21 protein-coding genes are annotated in these 18969 nt (G+C 72.1%); 16 read left to right on the top strand and 5 right to left on the bottom strand.

The genetic code is table 11. The annotated features are described in order from the left end of the window. Positions 1-31 precede the first annotated feature (31 nt). The 10 genes from ACWEVS_RS34010 to ACWEVS_RS33965 all read left to right on the top strand — a co-directional run bounded on the left by ACWEVS_RS34010 (position 32) and on the right by ACWEVS_RS33965 (position 6144). Entirely contained in the window at positions 32-697 is a 666-nt protein-coding gene (locus ACWEVS_RS34010; RefSeq protein WP_452554788.1) for an LmeA family phospholipid-binding protein, read from the top strand. A 37-nt stretch (positions 698-734) separates the two neighbouring features. Further along, a complete protein-coding gene (locus ACWEVS_RS34005; protein ID WP_354914188.1) occupies positions 735-1247 on the top strand; it encodes a sigma-70 family RNA polymerase sigma factor in 513 nt (170 codons plus the stop codon). Continuing rightward, complete coding sequence (locus ACWEVS_RS34000; RefSeq protein ID WP_452554786.1) at positions 1244-2056, top strand: anti-sigma factor family protein; 813 nt, start codon at positions 1244-1246, stop codon at positions 2054-2056. The genes ACWEVS_RS34005 and ACWEVS_RS34000 overlap by 4 nt, the downstream gene beginning before the upstream one ends. 36 nt (positions 2057-2092) lie before the next feature. Then, positions 2093-2515, top strand: a complete 423-nt coding sequence (locus ACWEVS_RS33995; protein ID WP_449914499.1) for a thioredoxin family protein — start codon at positions 2093-2095, stop codon at positions 2513-2515. A gap of 175 nt (positions 2516-2690) precedes the next feature. Further along, complete coding sequence (locus ACWEVS_RS33990) at positions 2691-3092, top strand: DUF4395 domain-containing protein (protein WP_452554784.1); 402 nt, start codon at positions 2691-2693, stop codon at positions 3090-3092. Next, a complete protein-coding gene (locus ACWEVS_RS33985) occupies positions 3089-3928 on the top strand; it encodes a sulfurtransferase (RefSeq protein ID WP_449914494.1) in 840 nt (279 codons plus the stop codon). Before ACWEVS_RS33990 ends, ACWEVS_RS33985 begins: the two co-directional genes overlap by 4 nt. Next, the gene (locus ACWEVS_RS33980; RefSeq protein WP_449914491.1) at positions 3928-4233 is read left to right on the top strand and encodes a DUF1416 domain-containing protein; all 306 of its coding nucleotides are present in this window, start codon (positions 3928-3930) and stop codon (positions 4231-4233) included. The genes ACWEVS_RS33985 and ACWEVS_RS33980 overlap by 1 nt, the downstream gene beginning before the upstream one ends. A gap of 95 nt (positions 4234-4328) precedes the next feature. Continuing rightward, the gene (locus ACWEVS_RS33975; RefSeq protein ID WP_354914112.1) at positions 4329-4883 is read left to right on the top strand and encodes an RNA polymerase sigma factor; all 555 of its coding nucleotides are present in this window, start codon (positions 4329-4331) and stop codon (positions 4881-4883) included. Beyond that, the gene (locus ACWEVS_RS33970) at positions 4880-5638 is read left to right on the top strand and encodes a methylated-DNA--[protein]-cysteine S-methyltransferase (RefSeq protein WP_452554782.1); all 759 of its coding nucleotides are present in this window, start codon (positions 4880-4882) and stop codon (positions 5636-5638) included. Before ACWEVS_RS33975 ends, ACWEVS_RS33970 begins: the two co-directional genes overlap by 4 nt. Further along, the gene (locus tag ACWEVS_RS33965) at positions 5635-6144 is read left to right on the top strand and encodes a hypothetical protein (RefSeq protein ID WP_449914486.1); all 510 of its coding nucleotides are present in this window, start codon (positions 5635-5637) and stop codon (positions 6142-6144) included. Before ACWEVS_RS33970 ends, ACWEVS_RS33965 begins: the two co-directional genes overlap by 4 nt. A gap of 51 nt (positions 6145-6195) precedes the next feature. Here the strand turns inward: ACWEVS_RS33965 and ACWEVS_RS33960 are convergent, their stop codons facing one another. Then, positions 6196-6738 (bottom strand): helix-turn-helix domain-containing protein, encoded by a 543-nt coding sequence (locus ACWEVS_RS33960; protein ID WP_452418075.1) that lies wholly within the window; start codon positions 6736-6738, stop codon positions 6196-6198. A gap of 35 nt (positions 6739-6773) precedes the next feature. On the opposite strand from ACWEVS_RS33960, the gene ACWEVS_RS33955 reads away from it, so the two are divergent. Next, the gene (locus tag ACWEVS_RS33955) at positions 6774-7949 is read left to right on the top strand and encodes a benzoate/H(+) symporter BenE family transporter (RefSeq protein ID WP_452554780.1); all 1176 of its coding nucleotides are present in this window, start codon (positions 6774-6776) and stop codon (positions 7947-7949) included. Here ACWEVS_RS33955 and ACWEVS_RS33950 read toward each other — a convergent pair. Then, positions 7904-8263 (bottom strand): tetratricopeptide repeat protein, encoded by a 360-nt coding sequence (locus tag ACWEVS_RS33950; RefSeq protein WP_452554778.1) that lies wholly within the window; start codon positions 8261-8263, stop codon positions 7904-7906. The two genes, ACWEVS_RS33955 and ACWEVS_RS33950, sit on opposite strands and share 46 nt — an antisense overlap. A gap of 70 nt (positions 8264-8333) precedes the next feature. On the opposite strand from ACWEVS_RS33950, the gene ACWEVS_RS33945 reads away from it, so the two are divergent. Beyond that, on the top strand, positions 8334-9647 hold the full coding sequence (locus ACWEVS_RS33945) for a hypothetical protein (protein ID WP_449914476.1): 1314 nt from the start codon (positions 8334-8336) through the stop codon (positions 9645-9647). Here ACWEVS_RS33945 and ACWEVS_RS33940 read toward each other — a convergent pair. Genes ACWEVS_RS33940 through ACWEVS_RS33930 form a run of 3 tightly spaced genes read right to left on the bottom strand, consistent with a single transcriptional unit; the run spans position 9637 to position 11833 of the window. Continuing rightward, a complete protein-coding gene (locus ACWEVS_RS33940) occupies positions 9637-10566 on the bottom strand; it encodes a hypothetical protein (protein ID WP_452554776.1) in 930 nt (309 codons plus the stop codon). The genes ACWEVS_RS33945 and ACWEVS_RS33940 overlap by 11 nt on opposite strands. After that, on the bottom strand, positions 10563-11213 hold the full coding sequence (locus ACWEVS_RS33935) for a hypothetical protein (RefSeq protein ID WP_449914471.1): 651 nt from the start codon (positions 11211-11213) through the stop codon (positions 10563-10565). Before ACWEVS_RS33935 ends, ACWEVS_RS33940 begins: the two co-directional genes overlap by 4 nt. Further along, a complete protein-coding gene (locus ACWEVS_RS33930) occupies positions 11210-11833 on the bottom strand; it encodes a hypothetical protein (RefSeq protein ID WP_452554774.1) in 624 nt (207 codons plus the stop codon). Before ACWEVS_RS33930 ends, ACWEVS_RS33935 begins: the two co-directional genes overlap by 4 nt. A gap of 145 nt (positions 11834-11978) precedes the next feature. On the opposite strand from ACWEVS_RS33930, the gene ACWEVS_RS33925 reads away from it, so the two are divergent. From ACWEVS_RS33925 to ACWEVS_RS33910, 4 genes are all read left to right on the top strand, one after another. Continuing rightward, complete coding sequence (locus tag ACWEVS_RS33925) at positions 11979-13910, top strand: hypothetical protein (RefSeq protein ID WP_449914465.1); 1932 nt, start codon at positions 11979-11981, stop codon at positions 13908-13910. Positions 13911-14056: 146 nt separating this feature from the next. Further along, complete coding sequence (locus ACWEVS_RS33920) at positions 14057-16924, top strand: ATP-binding protein (RefSeq protein WP_452554772.1); 2868 nt, start codon at positions 14057-14059, stop codon at positions 16922-16924. A 102-nt stretch (positions 16925-17026) separates the two neighbouring features. Next, positions 17027-18256, top strand: a complete 1230-nt coding sequence (locus ACWEVS_RS33915; protein WP_449914459.1) for a MurT ligase domain-containing protein — start codon at positions 17027-17029, stop codon at positions 18254-18256. After that, the gene (locus tag ACWEVS_RS33910) at positions 18246-18962 is read left to right on the top strand and encodes a type 1 glutamine amidotransferase (protein WP_449914456.1); all 717 of its coding nucleotides are present in this window, start codon (positions 18246-18248) and stop codon (positions 18960-18962) included. The genes ACWEVS_RS33915 and ACWEVS_RS33910 overlap by 11 nt, the downstream gene beginning before the upstream one ends. The last annotated feature ends 7 nt before the right edge of the window (positions 18963-18969 follow it).

Raw genomic sequence — 18969 nt, 5'->3', positions numbered from 1 at the left:
TAGCGCCCAGGCACCCCCCCGAAGGAGCCCGATGCGCAAGCTGATCATCCTGCTGATCGTGCTGATCGTCCTGCTCGTGGCCGTGGACCGGGTGGCGGTTTCCGGCGTGCAGCGCGACATCGCCAACAGGATCGCGGCCGCCTCCGACCTGTCGGGCACCCCGACCGTCACGATCGAGGGGATCCCGTTCCTCACCCAGGCGATCGCGGGCCGCTATCAGGAGGTTCGCTTCGACCTGGGCACGCTGACGTACAACAGTGTCAAGGTGGAGAACCTGAGCGGCGCCGCCTACGACGTCCGGGCCCCGCTCGCCGACGTCATCCAGAACAAGGCGCAGATCGTCGCGGGCCGGGTGAGCGTGCGCGGCACCCTGTCCAGGTCCACCGTCGACAGGTTCGCGCCACGCGGGGTGAAGATCGGCGGCACGGGTGACACCCTGACCGCCTCCGGCCAGGTCAACCTCGGCGTGACGAAGGTGAAGTTCACCGCCGACATGCGGGTCGAGCTCGTCGACGGCGGCATCAAGGTGACGGCCGAGAAGGTCAACGGCATGCCGGCCAAGGCCGCCGGCCTGCTGAGCTACACGATCCCGCTCAAGGCCAAGCTCCCGTTCGACGTGAAGGTGACGGGCGTGAAGACCGTCCCCGCCGGGCTGGAGATCACCGCCGAGGCAAGTGACGTACCTCTCCGTGGCTGACTTCGAACCGGTACGGCGCGCCGTACGTGATGAGGGGGTGAGCCCAGCAGGCACAGCCGACGAGGAACTCGTGAGAACCCTCTTCGACGAGCACGCGGGGCCGCTCTACGGTTACGTACTGCGACTGACCGGGGACCCTGGCCGAGCGGAGGATGTCGTGCAGGAGACGCTGCTGCGGGCATGGCGGCATCCTGAGGCGGTCTCGGGGCGTCCGATCAGGGCGTGGCTGTTCACAGTGGCTCGCAACCTCGTCGTCGACCAGCATCGCGCGAGAAAGGCCAGACCCCAGGAGACAGGGGACGAGGCGCTCGCCGTCATCCCCGCCGACGACGAGCTCGAGAAGGCCGTCGAGTCGTGGGCGGTGGCGGAGGCGCTGGCCGCGCTGCGGCCGGAGCACCGTGACGTGCTGCTGGAGGTCTACTATCGGGGGCGATCGGTGAAGGAGGCGGCGGAGACGCTGGGCATCCCGGCCGGCACCGTGAAGTCGCGGACCTACTACGCGCTGCGGGCGCTGAAGCTCGCCCTGGAAGAGCGGGGGCTGGCGCCGTGACGTGCGAGGAGGTACGGCTGTCGCTCGGCGCCTACACGCTCGGGGCGCTCGACCCCGAGGAGGCGCTGGAGGTCGAGGTCCACCTGGCCTCGTGCGAGGGGTGCACCGACGAGCTGATGGAGCTCGAGGGGGTCTCCTCGTTCCTGGCGAAGGTGTCGGAGCAGGATGTGGTGCTGGTCGCGAGCCCTCCTCGTGAGGTGCTCGACCGGCTGCTGAACGACCGGGTGAAGCGGCACCGGCGGACCCGGCTGCTGCTGGCCGTCGCGGCCTCGGTCGCGGTGCTCGCGGTGGGCGGCACGGTCTGGACCGGGATCCAGCAGCGCGCGTCGCAGTCCACGGCGGCGGCGCCCGCGACCACGCAGGCCGACATGGGGCAGGGCGCCGCGCCCGAGCACGCCCCGGCGGCCACGAAGGCGCCCAACGCCAACACCCCTGAACAGCTCGCTCAGGACCTCCCGCGGGCCGACACCAGAGCCGTGCCCACGGAGTCCCCGTCGGCCGCGCTCAAGTCCCAGGGGACGGCCTTCCAGGGGAGCAGGAACGGGGTCAGCGCCACGGTCACCGTGACGCCGGGCATGCCCCTCCAGGTGCAGGTCAGCGGCGTTCCCGCGGACACCGAGTGCACGCTGGTCGTGGTGCGCAAGAGCGGCGGGCGCGAGGTCACCAGGTCGTGGAAGGTCACGGCGAACCGCTACGAGGAGGGCTCGGAGGTCTACCACGTGGCGAGCCGCACGCCGCTGGCGGCCATCCGCGCCTTCGAGATCAGGGACGCCGCCGACCGGGTCCTGGTCACGGTCGACGCCAAGTAGGGAAGAATCCCGGCCCGGCGCCGGTTGCACCAGGCGATGGCAGGCTGGTGGGTGGCGTTGGCGACGCTGGCGCTGGGCACGGTGATCGGGGTGGTGAAGCTGCGCCGCGACGGACGCATGCGCGACGCGGGCCGGACGCTCACGGCCGACGCGCTCGGCGCCGAGCTGGGCGAGCGCGCGACCCTGGTGCAGTTCTCCACGGCGTTCTGCCAGCCGTGCCGGGCGACGCGCCGGGTGCTGGCCGACGTGAGCGGCCTGGTGCCGGGGGTCAGGCACGTGGAGATCGACGCCGAGTCACGGCTCGACCTCGTGCGCCGGCTCGACATCATGCGCACGCCGACCGTCCTGGTGCTCGACGGGGCGGGCAACGTCGTGAAGAGGGCCTCAGGCCAGCCCAGGAAGGCGGACGTCATCGCGGTCCTGGGCACGATCGTGTCTCAGGAGCCGGACGAGATGTGACAGACGGCGAGACGACAGGTAGTGTCATCGCCATGAACCCCACGACAGAGCTGCTGACGAAGCGGCGCGCGGTTGATTTCTGCCGCGTGACCACCGCGCTCTGTCGCGCTGCCTGAGGACGGTCTCGCGCGGACATCTGATCCGCCCCCTTCCGACCCTTCAGGAGCATCCCTCGATGCGTGCCGACCCTCGAGTGCTGCGTCTCGGCGCGGCTGTCACCACAATCGTCCTCGCTCTCGTCCTGCTGACGGGAAGCGGCTGGCTGCTGGCCGTCCAGGCGGTGGTGTTCGCGTTCGGTGTGGCCGGTCGCTCGCCGTACAGGGTGCTCTTCAGGAGTCCTCCGTCGACGACGGAGGACGCCCGCCCGCCGCGGTTCGCGCAGGCGGTCGGCCTGACCTTCGCGGTCGCGGGGCTGGTCGGATTCGTCACCGGGATCACGCCGATCGCCCTCGGGGCGACGGCGGCGGCTCTCCTCGCCGCCTTCCTCAACGCAGCCTTCGGTCTCTGCCTCGGCTGCGAGATGTACCTGATGATTCGCCGTCTACTGCCCGCCGCCACAATGGAGGTTCACACATGAGCCGCTCCGCCGCCCTGGTGGATGCTGACTGGGTCGAGGCCAACCTCGACACCCCGGGTGTCGTGATCGTCGAGGTCGACGAGGACACCAGCGCCTACGACAAGGGCCACATCCGTAACGCCGTCAAGATCGACTGGAAGGCCGACCTGCAGGACCCCGTCCGCCGTGACTTCGTCGACAAGGCCGGCTTCGAGGCGCTGCTGTCGGAGCGCGGCATCTCGAACGACGACCTCGTGGTGCTCTACGGGGGTAACAACAACTGGTTCGCGTCGTACGCGTACTGGTACTTCAAGCTCTACGGTCACTCCAACGTCAAGCTGCTGGACGGCGGCCGCAAGAAGTGGGAGCTGGACTCGCGCGAGCTGGTGACCGACGCTCCCCAGCGGGCGAAGACCGGCTACGTGGCGCAGGAGCAGGACGCGGCGATCCGCGCCTTCCGCGACGACGTGGTGGCGGCCATCGGCAAGCTCAACCTGGTCGACGTGCGCTCGCCCGACGAGTTCACCGGCAAGCTGCTGGCCCCGGCGCACCTTCCGCAGGAGCAGGCGCAGCGGGCGGGGCACGTGCCGACGGCGCGCAACATCCCGTGGTCGAAGGCGGCCAACGACGACGGCACGTTCAAGTCCGACGAGGAGTTGAAGAACCTCTACGCGGGCGCGGGTGTCGACTTCGGCAAGGACACCATCGCCTACTGCCGGATCGGGGAGCGCTCGGCGCACACGTGGTTCGTGCTGCACGAGATCCTCGACCAGGCCAACGTGAAGAACTACGACGGTTCGTGGACCGAGTACGGCTCGCTCGTGGGCGTGCCGATCGAGCTGGGGGAGGCCCGCTAATGACTGTTTCGACTCAGGGATGCGGCGCTCCGGAGCAGACCATCGCGCTGCCGGCCGGGATCGACCTGTCGACCCAGGCCGTCATCCAGGGCGTGGTGACCGGCGCCGGCACCGCCTACGCGCGCCTGCTCGACCACTCGGGTGAGTTCACCGGCGAGGTCGTGGTGTCCGACGAGGGCGTCTTCCGCTTCTTCGCCGCTCCGGGTGACTGGACCGTCCGCATCATCGCCGGTGGCGGCATCACCCGCGACGTGGCCGTCCAGGCCAAGCTCGGCGAGGTCGCCCAGCTCGCCGTCGCGGTCTGACCGATCCGACACATCAGAAGGGGTCGCGTCCCACGGGACGCGGCCCCTTCTCGTCTTCCCGCAACGGACTCGGGCGCGTCGGTGTTATAGAGGACGTGAACCAACTCGACTGCCTGGACCCGGTCAGGAAGGCGCTGGTCGACGACCTCGACGGAGGCTTCGCCGAGCTGTACGAGACCTACCGGGGTCTGGTGTTCTCCACGGCCCTGCGGCTGAGCGGACGCTGGGCCGACGCCGAGGACCTGACCGCGGAGGCGTTCCTCCGCGCGTACCGGGCGGTGGCGGGCTATGATCGCGCGCGCATCGCAGCGCTGCAGCCGCGTCCGTGGCTGATGACGATCCTCATGAACGTGTGGCGCAACTGCGTCCGCTCCAGGGTTCGCCAGCCGCCGCCCGACCTGCTGGAGGAGCCGGTGGACACGGCGGACACCGGCGAGGACGTGGAGGCGGCGGCCGAGCGGCGGGAGACCGGCGGCGAGCTCGCCGACCTGCTGCGCCGGCTGCCGGAGGACCAGCGGGCCGCGGTGGTGCTCAGGCATGTGGTGGATCTGCCCGTCAGCGAGGTGGCCACGGTGCTCGGCCTCCCGCAGGGCACCGTCAAGTCGCACGTGTCGCGGGGGCTCAAGCGTCTGAGGGAGATGGCCAGATGAACCAGGATCCGTTGCTCGCCGGGCTCGCCGCACTGTCCACCGACGCGCCCGCCGGGCTGCTCGACCGGATCGCCGCCCGCTGGGTGCGCGTGTCCAGCCCGCTCGGCGAGGTGTCGGTCGCCAGCACCGACCACGGAATCGCCTTCCTGCGCCGGCACGAGGACCCCGACGACGGGGACGGCTTCGCCGCGGAGTTCAGGGCCCGCTTCGGCAGGCCGCTGCTGCCGGGCGACCGCCCGCCCGCCGGCCTGCTGCCCGCCCTGCGCACGGGGAAGGCCACGGGGGTCCGGCTCGACCTGCGGGAGCTGAGCGACTTCCAGCGGGCCGTGCTGACCACCGCCCAGCGCATCCCGCGAGGGGAGGTGCGGCCCTACGGGTGGATCGCCCGCCAGATCGGCAGTCCGGGCGCCGTTCGCGCGGTCGGCACCGCGCTCGCCCGCAACCCGGTGCCGCTGCTGGTGCCGTGCCATCGGGTGATCAGGTCGGACGGCGTGACCGGCGACTACGTCTTCGGCGGCGCCGCCAAGGAGCGGCTGCTGCGGGAGGAGGGCGTCGACCTCGACGGGCTGCGCACGCTGGCCGGGGAGAACGTCTTCTACCTGGCCAGCGACACCACGGGCATCGTGTGCTTCCCCACCTGCCACAACGCCCGGCGCATCACGCCGCGGCACCGGCACGGCTTCCGCAGCGTGGCGCAGGCGGAGGCGGAGGGCTACCGCGCGTGCCGGACCTGCCGGCCGGGGGTGGCGGCGTGAACGCGTTCACGGAGTGGCGGCGCGCGCACGTGCGCGGCGCGGCGGCGCCGGCGGGAGGCGGCGGCGCGCAGGCGGAGCTGACCGCGGTGTTGCGGCTGGTGAGCCAGCAGCATCCGCTGCTGGTCAACGTGGGCCACGGACGTTCGGCGGCCTGCGCGGACCGGGCACGCGCGTTCGTGGCGGCGTGGGAGGCGGTGGGCGGGCACATCGGGGCGGTGGTCTCGTGGCCTGAGGAGGCGGCGTCGTGGCTGCGTCCGGCCTGCCGGCTGGTGGCGGGCCATCCCGACCTGTGGGTGGTGGCCGACGAGCCGGAGGGCTGGAAGGGCATGGGCAGGCGGCTGGTGGCGACGGGCGTGTGGCGGCCGAGCAGGACCATCGCCTTCGCGGGGCTGGCCGTACCCGATCTGCCCGGCGTGGCGGGGCCGGAGGCCACGGAGGGGCTGCGCGGCGCCCGCGCCGACGGAGGTCTCTGGCTGGTGCGCGACGGTCAGCTGGTGGCCGGGTAGCCGAGCGGCGGGCTCGCGGCGGTCAGCCGGTAGGGCGGTGGCCGAGTGGGGTCAGCCGGTGGCCGGGTAGCGGATGAGCAGGGAGGCGTGGACCGGCTCGGTGCCCACGGCCGCGTAGCCGTGCGGGACGTCGGACCGCCAGCTCAGGTAGCCGCCGGGGCCCGCCACCAGCGGCGCGTCCAGGGGGCCCGCGCTGAGCGTGCCGGAGAAGACGGTGATGTGCTCGCTCACGCCTTCGTGGTGGGCGGGTGAGGTCTGGGTGGCGCCCGGCGGCACCCGCATCCGGTACAGCTCGTAGGTCACGCCCGCGTCGTCGAACACCTGCAGCAACGTGGCCTCGACCGCCGTGCCGCGCACCTGGACAGGGGTGGCGGGGGCGTCGTCGAGGACGGCCGCGATGGGCACGCCGAGCTGGGCCGTGACGGCCCACAGCGTGTCGAGGGTGGGATTGCGGACGCCCGTCTCCAGGCCGGACAGCGTGGCCTTGCCCACGCCGGCCCTTCTGGCCAGCTCCGACAGCGAGATCCCGCGCTCCTGCCGGAGCCGCCGCACCTTCCTGCCGACCTCGCGTGGGTCGCCGCTCACGGCTGTCATGAGGCCATCTTGCCCGACCCTGTAGTGTTCCGTATATGGAACGGACGCAACCCCTCGTCGCCGGAGTGGTGACCGCGCTGGTCGGCTTCGCCAGCTCCTTCACCGTCGTCCTCGCCGGATTACGCGCCGTCGGAGCCGACGAACGGCAGGCCGCCTCAGGGCTGATGGCCCTGTGCGTCGCCGTCGGCGTCGTGTCGATCGCGCTGGGCCTGCGGCACCGGATGCCCATCACCATCGCGTGGTCCACTCCCGGCGCCGCGCTCCTGCTGACCGCGGGCGGGTCGTTCGCCGAGGCGGTGGGCGCGTTCGTCGTCTGCGGGTTGCTCGTCATGGCGGCGGGGCTGGTGCCGTGGCTGGGTCGCGCCATCGCGGCGATCCCCGGTTCGATCGCCGCCGCCATGCTCGCGGGGGTGCTGCTCAAGCTGTGCCTCGCGCCGGTGCAGGCCATGCTCGACGTGCCGTACCTCGCCGGGCCGGTGATCCTGGTCTGGGCGCTGCTCTACCGCTTCGCCCGCACCTGGGCGGTGCCGGGGGCGCTGGCCGCCGCGGTGGCGGTCATCGCGGTCACCAACCCTCCCGGACAGCTCAGCCTGGTGCCCGTGGTCGAGTTCACCGCGCCCGTCTTCAGCGTCTCGGCGGTGGCGGGCATCGGCGTGCCGCTGTTCCTGGTCACGATGGCCGCCCAGAACATCCCCGGCATGGCCGTCCTTTCCGGGTACGGCTACCGCCCGCCGCTGCGCGGCGTGCTGCTGGCGACGGGGGCGGCCTCGGCGCTCGGCGCGCCCTTCGGCGGGCACGCCGTCAACCTGGCCGCCATCACCGCCGCGCTGGCCGCCTCGCCCGAGGCGGCGCCCGACCCCGCCCGCCGGTGGATCGCCTCGGTCACCGCCGGCGCCTCCATGATCGGCCTCGGCCTGCTGTCCAGCGCGGCCGCCGCCCTGGTCCTGCTGTCACCGCCCGTCCTGGTGACCGCGGTGGCCGGGCTCGCTCTGTTCGGTGCGCTCGGCTCCGCGCTCTCCTCCGCCTTCACCGAGGCCCACGGCAGGGAGGGCGCGGTCGTCACCTTCGCGGTCACCGCCTCGGGCGTGAGCTGGCTGGGTGTCGGCTCGGCCTTCTGGGGCCTGGTGGCGGGCGGGCTCATGCACCTGCTGCTGTTCCGGCGGCCTCAGGCCGCCAGCTTGCGCTCCACCCTGCCGACCGACTCCAGGTAGTCGGGGTCGGCGTGCATGGCCGCGGCCATGCGCAGGTGCGGCAGCGCCTCCTCGAGCCGGCTGGCGCGCTCCAGCGTCCTGCCGAGGAGGAAACGGGCGTAGTGGTCGCTGGGGTCGCGCTCCAGCAGCCCGTCGAGGGCCTGCTCTGCCCTGCGCAGCTGGGCGGAGTGGTAGTAGGCGCGGGCGGTCAGCAACTGCAGGCCGTGGTCGTCGCCGTGCTCGTCGAGCAGCGGCTCCAGCATCATGAGGGCGCCCAGGGGGTCTCGCATCCCCAGCAGGCGCTCGGCGAAGCGGTAGCGCTCGATCTCGTCCATGGTGTGATTGAACACTCAACTACATGCATCGCATTCCCGGTGTTAACCCTGTGACGCTACGATTCACCAGATGTCAGGATCGTCTGGTGTGGCGGCACCACCCCGACCTGCGCCCACGCCGGCCCAGCGGATGCCGTCGCCGTTCTCGCTTCCCCTGCACGCGCTTCGCCTCGCGGGCAGGTGCGCGCTGCCCTTGATCATGTGGTTCTCGGTGGGGGAGGCCGCCCGGTTCGGCCTGCTCTACCTCGGCACCGAGATCTCCCACGGCGACTACCGCCAAGCCCGCCTGGTCGCGACCATCGCGGTGATGACGCTCGTCGTCATGCTGGCCATGGTGACGACCGCGGGCATGCTGTACAGCCTGCGCGGGGCGCTGTGGGAGACGGCGGCGCGCGGCGACGAGCCCGAGCGGTTCTTCGCCGCACTCGACCGCATCGCGCCGGCCTTCGCCGCCATCTACCTGACGTGGAACTTCGTCAGGCGTGACGCGCTCGACTTCAGCGGCCTCGACTGGCTGCACAACCTCGACGACAACTTCTATGACCCGATCTTGACCGCGACGGCCGAGGGCAAGAAGGCCGAGACCACCGCCGGGACCGGTCTCATCGATCTCGACTGGCGTGTCTCGCTGGGCGCCATGGTCGTGGCGATGGGCCTGCGCTGGTTCTTCAACCGCATGGTGGAGCGGGGCGAGGGCAGGTCCGCGGGCGTGGCGTCGGCCATGTCGGAGTTCGCGCTGTTCTTCTTCGGCCTGAACGCGACGCTGACCCTCGCGGCGTTGCGCTCCGACTGGGTGGGACACCGGCAGGTCGTCGCGGAGTCCGGCGAGCTCTGGAAGCAGGCCAAGGAGAACGTGCCCGGCTGGGAGGCCTTCTGGGGCACGGTCGGCGAGATCACGCCCTACCTGGTCGACGCCCTGATCGTGCCGCTCACCTGGCTCACCGTCGCGATCCTCGTCTTCGGCGCCTTCAGCGAGGACACCCGCTCGGCGGTGCGCGGCATCCGCCGTCTCGAAACGGGCGTCGACCGGCTGGAGCAGTCCCACGACATGACCCAGCAGTCGTTCAACCGCGTGACCGGAAGCTTCATGGAGCGCTGGGTCCCGCTGGTCAACACCTTCCGGCTGGTCATCAAGGGCGGCGCCGCGCTGTTCGGCCTCATGTGCGTGCTGTACGTGGCGCTGCGCCTGGGCGCCGACTACGCGGACAGGGGCGTGCGCACGCTCATCGGTTCGGAGACGCCGTACTGGTGGCTCGTCATCAGCGAACCGATCGAGTTCGTGAAGGATCTGCTGGTGACCACGCTGACGATGTGCCTGCTGGCCGCGACGTTCGACATCGCGGCCACCAGGGCCAGGCTCAGCGGTCAGGCCGTCAACGTCTGAACCGCAGGACGTCGCGGTTGTCGTCCTCGGTCGGCTTCATGAGGTCCTCGACCGGCGTGTCCGACCGGTAGGAGCTGGGGCGCAGCTCCAGCTCCACCTCCTTGGCCACGGCGGACGGCACGACGGCGACCTTGGTGGTCACGTAGCTCTCACCCACGACGTGGTCCGCCGGTGTCCTGTCGGGCGGCAGGTCTTCCAGCCGCCACGCGCGGCCCGCGCGGTCCTTGAGCAGCACGTCCGGCTTCCCCGTCAGCTGCGCGCCGTCCTTGTCGACGGCCGTCCGGGTGACGGCGATCCTGAGCCACTGCTTGTCCGGCGTGTTGTGCCTGCTGCCGGCGGGTGCCGCCATCGTGTCGTAGTCCACCTTCCACCTGACGTGCTCGAAGGTGATCTCCTGCCCGGCCGCGACCGGGTGCACCTGGTCGTCGGGCTGGCCGTTCTTGAAGAACAGGTAGCGGTCGACGGTCGGGGCGCCGATGGCCACGGCGAGCGCGACGACCGCGCCCACACCCTGCAACAGCAGGCGGGGGCGCCTGGGCGGCTGTGCCTCTCCCGTGCCGGTGGCCGCCGGGTCCGCCGGTGGGTCCGACGGAGGGCCCGCCGGGAAAGCACCGGGCTGGGCGGGCGGCTGGGGCTGCCGATGCGGCACCGGGCCGGCGCTCGGCACGGCGGGCAGCGGCTGCGTCGAGCTTCCCGCCGGCTCGCGGGTCGGCGGAACCGGCGGCCACACCTGATGATCGGGGTGGACGGGCCGGTGCTGCTGCGGCTGGGGATACTGCTGCGGCCGCGCCTGCCGACGCCGCGGCCGTGACAGCGGCTGGGGCTGCGGGGGCTGGGGCTGCTGCGGCTGGGGTTGTTGACCGGGTTGGGGCTGCTGGGGTTGCTGCCGCCCCGAGGCGGGGGAGAACCAGTCGGTCATCGCTTGTCCCCCAGCGGGTAGACGTCCTTGGGCGCGGTGAAGAGCCGCTGGGCCGCCGCGTCGTCCAGACCGAGGTCCACCTCGGCCTCCGGCAGGTGCGGCTCGCCGTAGAGGCCGCCGTCCGGAATGGAGAACACCACCCTGGCGCCGGGCAGGGCCGCAGCGGGCACCTCGAAGACGAAGACGCCCGGCGTCCACCAGCCGGGCTGGATCCACGGGTAGGCCAGCGACTTGGTCTTCTCGATCCGGTCGGTGGCCGTGAAGCGCTTGTCCTCGGCCGTGAGCAGCTCGGCGGGGTTGAGGTGCAGCGGCTCCTTCGGCGCCGTGGCGGCCGCCTGCACGACGAGGAAGACCTGGTCCTTGCCTGCCTCGATCTTCTTCTCGCCCACCTCGATCGCGCGGGCGGAGGAGACGGCCTCGACCCTGGCCGAGAAGCGGCCGGCGTCGACGTCGTCCTTGACGGCGCCGGTGTAGGTGAGGGGGGCGCCGAGGTCCTCGTAGGTCGGCATGAGGGTCTGGAGGCCGATCGCACCGCCCGCCAGCGCGAGCCCGACGACGGCGTTGAGCACCTTGGAGCCGCCGCCCCGGCGGGCGGCGCGGCGGGACTGGCGCGCCGGCACGGAGCTGTGCTGGTCGACGGCGGTCATGAGCCCTCCGGCCGCACGGGGAGCGTGATCCGGCCCAGGACGACGGGCACCTGCTTGTCGTCCTTCTCCTCTGTCTCCGGCATCCAGCCGTAGGCAGGTGTGTACTCGCCTGTCGCGTAGTGCCGTGTGCCGACGTCGAGCGTGATCTTGTCGGGCACCTTCGCGCCCGGCTCCAGCTCGTAGCGGACCAGCACCTTCGTCGGGACTCCCGGCTGGAGCTGCTCGCTCGGCCCGCTCTGGGTGGGCACGAGCGTGATGACGCCGTACTTCGGCTTGATCTCCGGTGTGATCTTCAGCAGCGTCGACGTGAAGGACGACCCCGCGAGGGCGGTCTCGTCGCCTTCGTTGGTCACCGTCGCCTCCACTTCGAGGAAGCGCTTGGGGTCCTCGAAGGAGACGTCGGGCTGGACGACGGTGACCCTGCTCTCCACGAACCTGGTCTTGAACTGGCCCTGGTCGATGTCGGTGGCCGGCTTGAGGGCGGGCGGGTTGGGGTCGGGAGCCTCGTTCAGCCCGCCGAGAAGGGCGGTGATGCCCAGTCCGGTGGCCAGGACCAACCCCACCGCGGGCACCAGGATCGGGCGTCGTGGCCGGTCGTCCTCGGGGGAGGGTTCCGTCATGGGCAACGATGGTAATAGGTCACGCTTGCACCATCCGCCGCAATACTCCCATCTGCTGGTTGAATTGCCGGGAACCGTGCCGGAACCGGCGGCCGAACTCGTAGGCTGGGGCACTACTAACGAGATAGGGCGGCCGGAGGGTCACGTGGCGGACGTGCATCCCGAGCAGGCGCAGTTGCAGGCGGATCGCATCTACCTGGGCTGGCAGTACATGCTGCTGCACCCAGACCCGGGAGAGCCGCCCAAGCGTCCCTCGCCCGCCGAGGAGCCGCCGCGGGAGTCCACGCCCGACCCCGAGCTCGTACGCAGGGAACGGATGCAGGAGGACCTGCTCAACCGGCCCGTGAAGATCTTCCGGACGTTCATGGCCGTCCTGGCCGTCGTCATCCTGGTCGCGGCCTTAGCGGGGGCGCTGGGCTGGTCGTTCGCGATCATCGGGTTGGTGGCGACCGGCGGCGTCGCGGGCATCTGCAGCTACGCCGTCCTCCAGGGCGACAGGGCGGTCCGCTACCGGGTGCGCGAGCGGCAGGCCAGGGACGACCGGCTCCGGCAGGAACGTGACAAGGAGCTGTTCAGGGCCCAGGAGGAGCACGCCGAGCGCTACCGCGACTGGCAGGAGCTGAAGGACCGCCACGACAGGCAGCTGACCTGGTACGGCGTCGCCGTACCCGACGAGATCGACCGCGTCGACGTGGCGGGCGGCACGCTGCCCGGCTGGTCGGCGCTGGTGACGCTGCTGGGCGCGACGCGCCTCTACAGCGGCGGGCACCTGACCGTTCTCGACCTGTCCGAGGGGGCGATCGCCAAGGACCTGATCGAGCTGGCCCGCAGGGGCGGCGACGACCCGCTGGTGTGGGTGCTGCCCGTCGACCTGCCCAAGCTCGACCTGGGGGCGACGCTCAAACCCGAGGCGTTCGCCGACGTGCTGGCCCACGTGGTGAGCGTCAGCGAGGAGCACCGCACGACGCGCGACCTCAGCTTCGACAACGCGATCCTCGAGCGGGTGCTCGACGTGCTCGGCGAGCACGCCACGATCGCCCAGGTGACGGCCGCACTGCGGGCGCTGGCCCAGGTGGGCGACCCGCGCGACGACCTCAAGTACGGGCTGATCACCGCCGAGCAGCTGGAGCGCATCGGCACGATGTTCGGGCGCGGGGTCAGCGACAGGGTGGTCATCGAGCGGGCGTGGGCGCTGGAGTCGCAGCTGCGCAAGCTCGAGACCCTCGGCACCGAGGCGGTACGGCTCCCGCCGGCCCGCCTGCGGGTGGTGAGCATGGACCGGCAGGCGGGGGTGTTCGGCAACCGCGTGTTAGGCACCTACGTGGCCACCGCGCTCACCCACATCCTGCGCCAGTCGCCCGCCTCCGACCGCCCCTGGTACCACACGATCATCGTCGCGGGCGCCGACAAGCTGCGCGGCGACGTGCTCGACCGCCTCATGGACGCCTGCGAGACGTCGCGGACCGGGCTGGTGCTGACCTACCGGTCGCTGACGCCGACCGTGCGGGAACGGCTGGGCCGAGGGCACGCGGCCGTGGCGTTCATGCGCCTGGGCAACGCCGAGGACGCCCGGGTGGCCAGCGAGCACGTCGGCACCGAGCACCGCCTGGAGCTGGCCCAGCTCACCGAGACGATCAGCGCGTCGGTGGCCGGTCTCGACGGCGCCCGCTACACCTCCACGATCGACCAGGTGGAGGAGGGGGTCGAGGAGCGGGGCGAGAGCCGTACGGATCTGAAGGAGGACATCACCGAGTCCACCGAGTGGGGCAGGACCGCCGACAAGATCGGCGAGACCGAGCGCGTCCTGCAGCGCTCGCGCGAGTTCCTCGTCGAACCGCACCAGCTGCAGCAGCTGCCCACCACGTCCGTGATCGTCACCGACGCCACCGCCGACGGCCGCCGCGTACGGCTGGCTGACGCGAACCCGGCCATCCTCACCTTCCCCAGGACGACGCTCGCCGAGCTCGAGGAGGCCCGTGACGCGGTGCTCGACATGGGCGAGGCCGCCACGCCCGACGAGCCGCCGCCCAACCTGGGCCCGCCGCCGCCACGCCTCGACTGGCGGAAGAAGGGGTAAGGGGATGGTCAAGTGCCGGGTGACCTCTTGATCATCGGCGGACTTTCTCAAGGGAAACGTGTGCCGTAGACCCTCCTCCTTCTCTGTCGTCCCAAGGAACCCGCAACGGTTCCACGCACACGTTTCTCAGCCCAGGAGGTAACGACGTGCTGAGTGGTCCGTGGTATCGCATCCAGTCCATCGCCGCACCCGCCCGGGTCTCCTCGGCGGAGTCCGATTTCGTCGCCGTGCTGCCCGCCGTGCTCTCGGCCGCGCAGCAGGACCGGCCCTTCGTGATCGGCTGGGTGTCGCGCGGCGGCGGTGCCCCCCTCGAACTGGTCACCAACGCGGGCCCGCTGTCGCCGCGCGCCTCCGTCGAGCCGCTGCTGTTCCCCGGAGGGGCGCGCGGTGAGCGCCTGGCCGAGGACTACCTGGCCGATCTCGGCGACCTGGTGTGGGTGCCGTGCCCTGGACGCCAGGCGCCGCCGCTGCACAACCGGCGGGAGGCAGGCCCCGCCGAGCCGACGCTGTTCGAGTCGACGCTGGTCACGCTGATGGCCAGGCCGTTCGCCTGGCTGGTGGTCGCCGAGCCGACCGGCCTGCTCGACACCGAGGTCGCGCACCTGCGTACCCAGCTCAACGTGCTCAGGCAGTACGGCGAGGCCTCCGAGCGCTCCAGGTTCGACGTGGAGCGGGCCGAGCGCCGCATGCAGGAGCTCGACGCCTTCCGCGAGGCGGGGTTGTGGAACGTCAGGGTGTTGGCCGGCGCGGCCACCCCCGACGACCTGCGGCAGATCGCCCCCGTGCTGGTCGGCTCGGTGGAGCTGGGCCACCACCCCTACCGGCTGCGCAGCGCCCTGCCCGCCGCCTGCGCGCTGCGGGAGGCGCTCGCGGCGACCACGCAGGACGCCGGCGACGGCGCGGCCGTGCCGTTCGCGGCGACGGCGGGGACGCTGGCGGCGCTCGCCGGGCTGCCCAGGCGCGAGGTGCCCGGCGTGCGCGTGCTGGACGCCGGGTACTTCGACGTGACCTCCGAGGCCACCGGGGAGCTCGACCTGGGCGCCGTCCTCGACGGGCAGGACCGGGCGGTGGGCTCGTTCGGGGTGCCGCTCGCCACGCTCAACCGGCACGCGTTCGTCACCGGCGCGACGGGCTCGGGCAAGTCGCAGACCGTGCGGCACCTGCTCGAACGGCTGAGCGCGGTGAAGATCCCCTGGCTGGCCATCGAACCGGCCAAGTCCGAGTACGCCGCCATGGCCGGACGCGTGGCCGAGCCCGTCACGGTGATCAACCCGTCGGCTCCCGACGCCGTGCCGTTCAGCGTCAACCCGCTCGAACCCGAGCCGGGTTACCCGGTGCAGGCGCACATCGACATGGTCAGGGCCCTGTTCATGGCCGCCTTCGACGCCGAGGAGCCGTTCCCGCAGATCATGTCCATGGCCCTGCAGCGCGTCTACGAGGCCAACGGCTGGGACGTCGTCACCGGCGGCGCGGTGCCGGGCTCGAAGGTGCCGCCCTCGGTCCCGACGCTCGAACAGCTCCAGCAGCACGCCATGGACGTCATCCAGGAGATCGGCTACGGGCGGGAGGTCCAGGCCGACGTCGAGGGCTTCATCTCGCTGCGGCTGCGCTCGCTGCGGGTGGGTTCGGCCGGGCGCTTCTTCGAGGGCGGGCATCCCGCCGACATCGGCGGGCTCCTGCGGCGCAACGTCGTGCTCGCCATCGAGGACGTGGCCAACGACGAGGACAAGGCGTTCCTCATGGGCACGCTGATCATCAGGATCGTCGAGCACCTGCGCATGCGCGCCCGGCACGAGAAGGCCGGCGGTCTCCGGCACGTCATCGTGATCGAGGAGGCGCACCGGTTGCTGCGCGACCGGGGCACGGGGCGGGCCGCCACCCACGCGGTGGAGCTGCTGGCGGGCATGCTCGCCGAGATCAGGGCCTACGGTTCCGGGCTGGTCGTGGCCGAGCAGATCCCCACCAAGCTCATCCCCGACGTGGTCAAGAACACCGCGCTGAAGGTCGTCCACCGGCTGCCCGCCGCCGACGACCGGGCCCTGGTCGGGGCGGCGATGAACCTCGACGACGAGCAGTCGCGCCAGGTCGTCTCCCTGCGGCCGGGCGTCGCCGCCGTCTTCGCCGACGGCATGGACCGGCCGCTGCGCATCCAGGTGCCGCTGGGCGAGGACAGGGAGCACACCGTCGCGGGGCCGCCGCCGCCCATCAGGGGCCGCAGGTCGGCGGCGTGCGGGGCGCAGTGCCGTACCGGTCAGGCGTGCACGCTGGTCGAGCTGCGGGAGGCCGACCTGCTGGCGGACGCGCCCGAATGGGCGTGGCTGCGCCTGTGGAGCGACACCGTCGTGCTCGCCTACGTCACCAACCGGCCGCTGCCGGGGGTGCCGCGCCACCTGGCGGCGGCGTGGAACGAGCTGCCCGCCAGGCGCAGGGAGTGCCTGCTGGCGACGCTGGTCGAGCGGTCCGTCACCCGGCGGGCCTGGTCGCTGCGCAGCTGGTTCGACCCCGCGCTGCTGACCGAGAAGGCGGCCGAGAGCGCCGGCCGGCTGCTCGGCGCGGTCGAGCCGGGAGGGGAGCGGCCCGGACCCTCGTGGGTCATCCCGCAGGTGCGGTGGCTGCACGAGGTCGACCGGCTCTTCCCGTACGGCAGGCCCGCGCCCGACCTGCGCACCCCCGCGCCGCCGATGGAGTACGCGCTGCTCGGCGGCCCTTCGGCGGGCGAGCTGCTCGGGCATCGGGCCAAGGCGCTGCGGCACCATCCGCTGTCGATGGAGATGGACCACAACAGGGCGCTGGCCTGGCGGGTCATCCTGGGCGACGACGAGAACGCGGGGCTGCAGCGGGACATCGGCACGGTCGCGGTCGGGGTGGAGCCTGCGGCGCGGCTCAGGCACGTGGGGCAGACGATGGGCGCGGGGTGGCTGGAGGGCGTGCTGTCCTGGCCGCGCCGCTTCGTGCTGCCCTTCGACGGCGACGGGCCCGCGGAGATCGCCTTCCCCGTGCAGCCGCCCGCCTGACGTCTCCCCGTGCAGCCGCCCGCCTGACGCCCGGTCCGGGGAACGAAGGCGTCCGCCGTCCGTAGGGTGACGGCGGACGCGGTTCGACTAGGATCGGTCAGCATGACCCAGCTTCCGCTGCGGGCCCAGCTCGCGAGTGCCCTGGGGCGCACCGCCGCCACCTTGTCGAGGGTCACCGGGCGTGGTGACGGGTCCGTGATCGGCGGGCGCGTCGGCCTGGTCCTCGAGCCCGACCTGCTCAGACAGCTGGCCAGGGACCGCAAGCTCGTGCTCGTCAGCGCGACCAACGGCAAGACGACCACCACCCGTCTCATCACCTCGGCGCTGACCGAGCTGGGCGAGGTGGCCACCAACGCGTTCGGCGCCAACATGCCGGCCGGCCACGTCTCGGCGCTGTCTGCCCACAAGTCGGCGCCGTACGGCGTGCTCGAGGTGGACGAGAAGTACCTCCCCGAGGTGCTCGAGACCACCGGGGCAGGCGTCGTGTGCCTGATGAACCTCAGCCGCGACCAGATGGACCGGGCGGCCGAGATCTGGCTGCTGGCCCAGAAGTGGCGCAGGGCGCTGTCGGGCAAGCCCACCCACGTGATCGCCAACTGCGACGACCCGCTGGTCACCTGGGGCGCCTCCACGGCCGCCAAGGTCACCTGGGTCGCCGGCGGCCAGCGCTGGAAGGAGGACTCCTGGAGCTGCCCCGAGTGCGGCGGTCCGCTCGACAGGAAGGGCGCCGACTGGGCGTGCCGGGAGTGCACCTTCCACCGGCCCGAGCCCCACTGGGTGCTCGACGACGACGCGGTGATCGACCCGCGCGGCCACCGCTGGGTGCTCGACCTGCAGCTGCCCGGTCTCGCCAACCGTTCCAACGGCGCGATGGCGCTCGCGGTGGCCGAGGCGTTCGGGCTGCACGTGCAGTCGGCGCTGCCCAGGCTGCGCGAGGTCACCTCGGTCGCGGGCCGCTACACCACGGTCGAGCGTGACGGCAGGGCGGCGCGGCTGCTGCTGTCGAAGAACCCGGCGGGCTGGCTGGAGGCGTTCGACGTCTCCGACCCCTCGCTGCCGATCATCCTGTCGGTCAACGCGCAGGGCCCCGACGGACGCGACACCTCCTGGCTGTGGGACGTCGACTACCGCATCCTGCGCGGCCGTCCCGTCCACGTCACCGGCGAGCGCCGTCTCGACCTGGCGCTCCGGCTCGACGTCGCCGAGGTGCCGTTCCAGCTGTACGACAGCTTCGCCCAGGCGTTCGACGCGATGCCGCCGGGGCGGCTCGACGTGATCGCCAACTACACCGCCTTCCAGCAGATCCGATCGGAGTTCGGCCGTGCCGTCTGACAGCGCCCTGCGCGTGGTCTGGATCTACCCCGACCTGCTCAGCACGTACGGTGACCAGGGCAACGTGCTCGTCCTCGAGCAGCGGGCCCGCAAGAGGGGCATGACGGTCGAGACGATCCACGTCCGCTCGTCCGACCCGGTCCCCGAGAGCGGCGACATCTACCTCATCGGCGGCGGCGAGGACCGGCCGCAGATCCTCGCGGCCCAGCGGCTGCGCAAGGACGGCGGCCTGCACCGGGCGATCGCCCGCGGCGCGGCCATGCTGGCGGTCTGCGCCGGCTACCAGATCATGGGCAGCACGTTCGGCGGCGAGGAGGGGCAGCCGGTCGACGGCATCGGGCTGCTCGACATCGCCAGCACCCGCGGCCCCGCACGGGCGGTGGGCGAGCTGGTGGCCGAGGTCGACACCTCGCTCAACCTGCCGACGCTGACCGGGTTCGAGAACCACATGGGCGTCACCCGCCTCGGCCCCGGCGTCAAGCCGCTGTCGCGGACGCTGGCCGGCACCGGCAACGGCGACGGGTTCGAGGGCTGCTTCGCCGGGCACGTCGTCGGCACCTACCTGCACGGGCCGGCGCTGGCCCGCAACCCGGCGCTGGCCGACCTGCTGCTCGGCTGGGCGACGGGCGGCTCGCTGGCGCCGATCGACGACACCTGGTACGACCGGCTGCGCAAGGAGCGGCTCGACGCGGTCATGTCGCGCTGACGGCGCG

The sequence above is a fragment of the Nonomuraea sp. NPDC003754 genome (genome assembly GCF_053605785.1).
The sequence above is the reverse complement of the archived record's forward strand: the minus strand, read 5'-3'. Positions and strand labels throughout refer to the sequence as shown.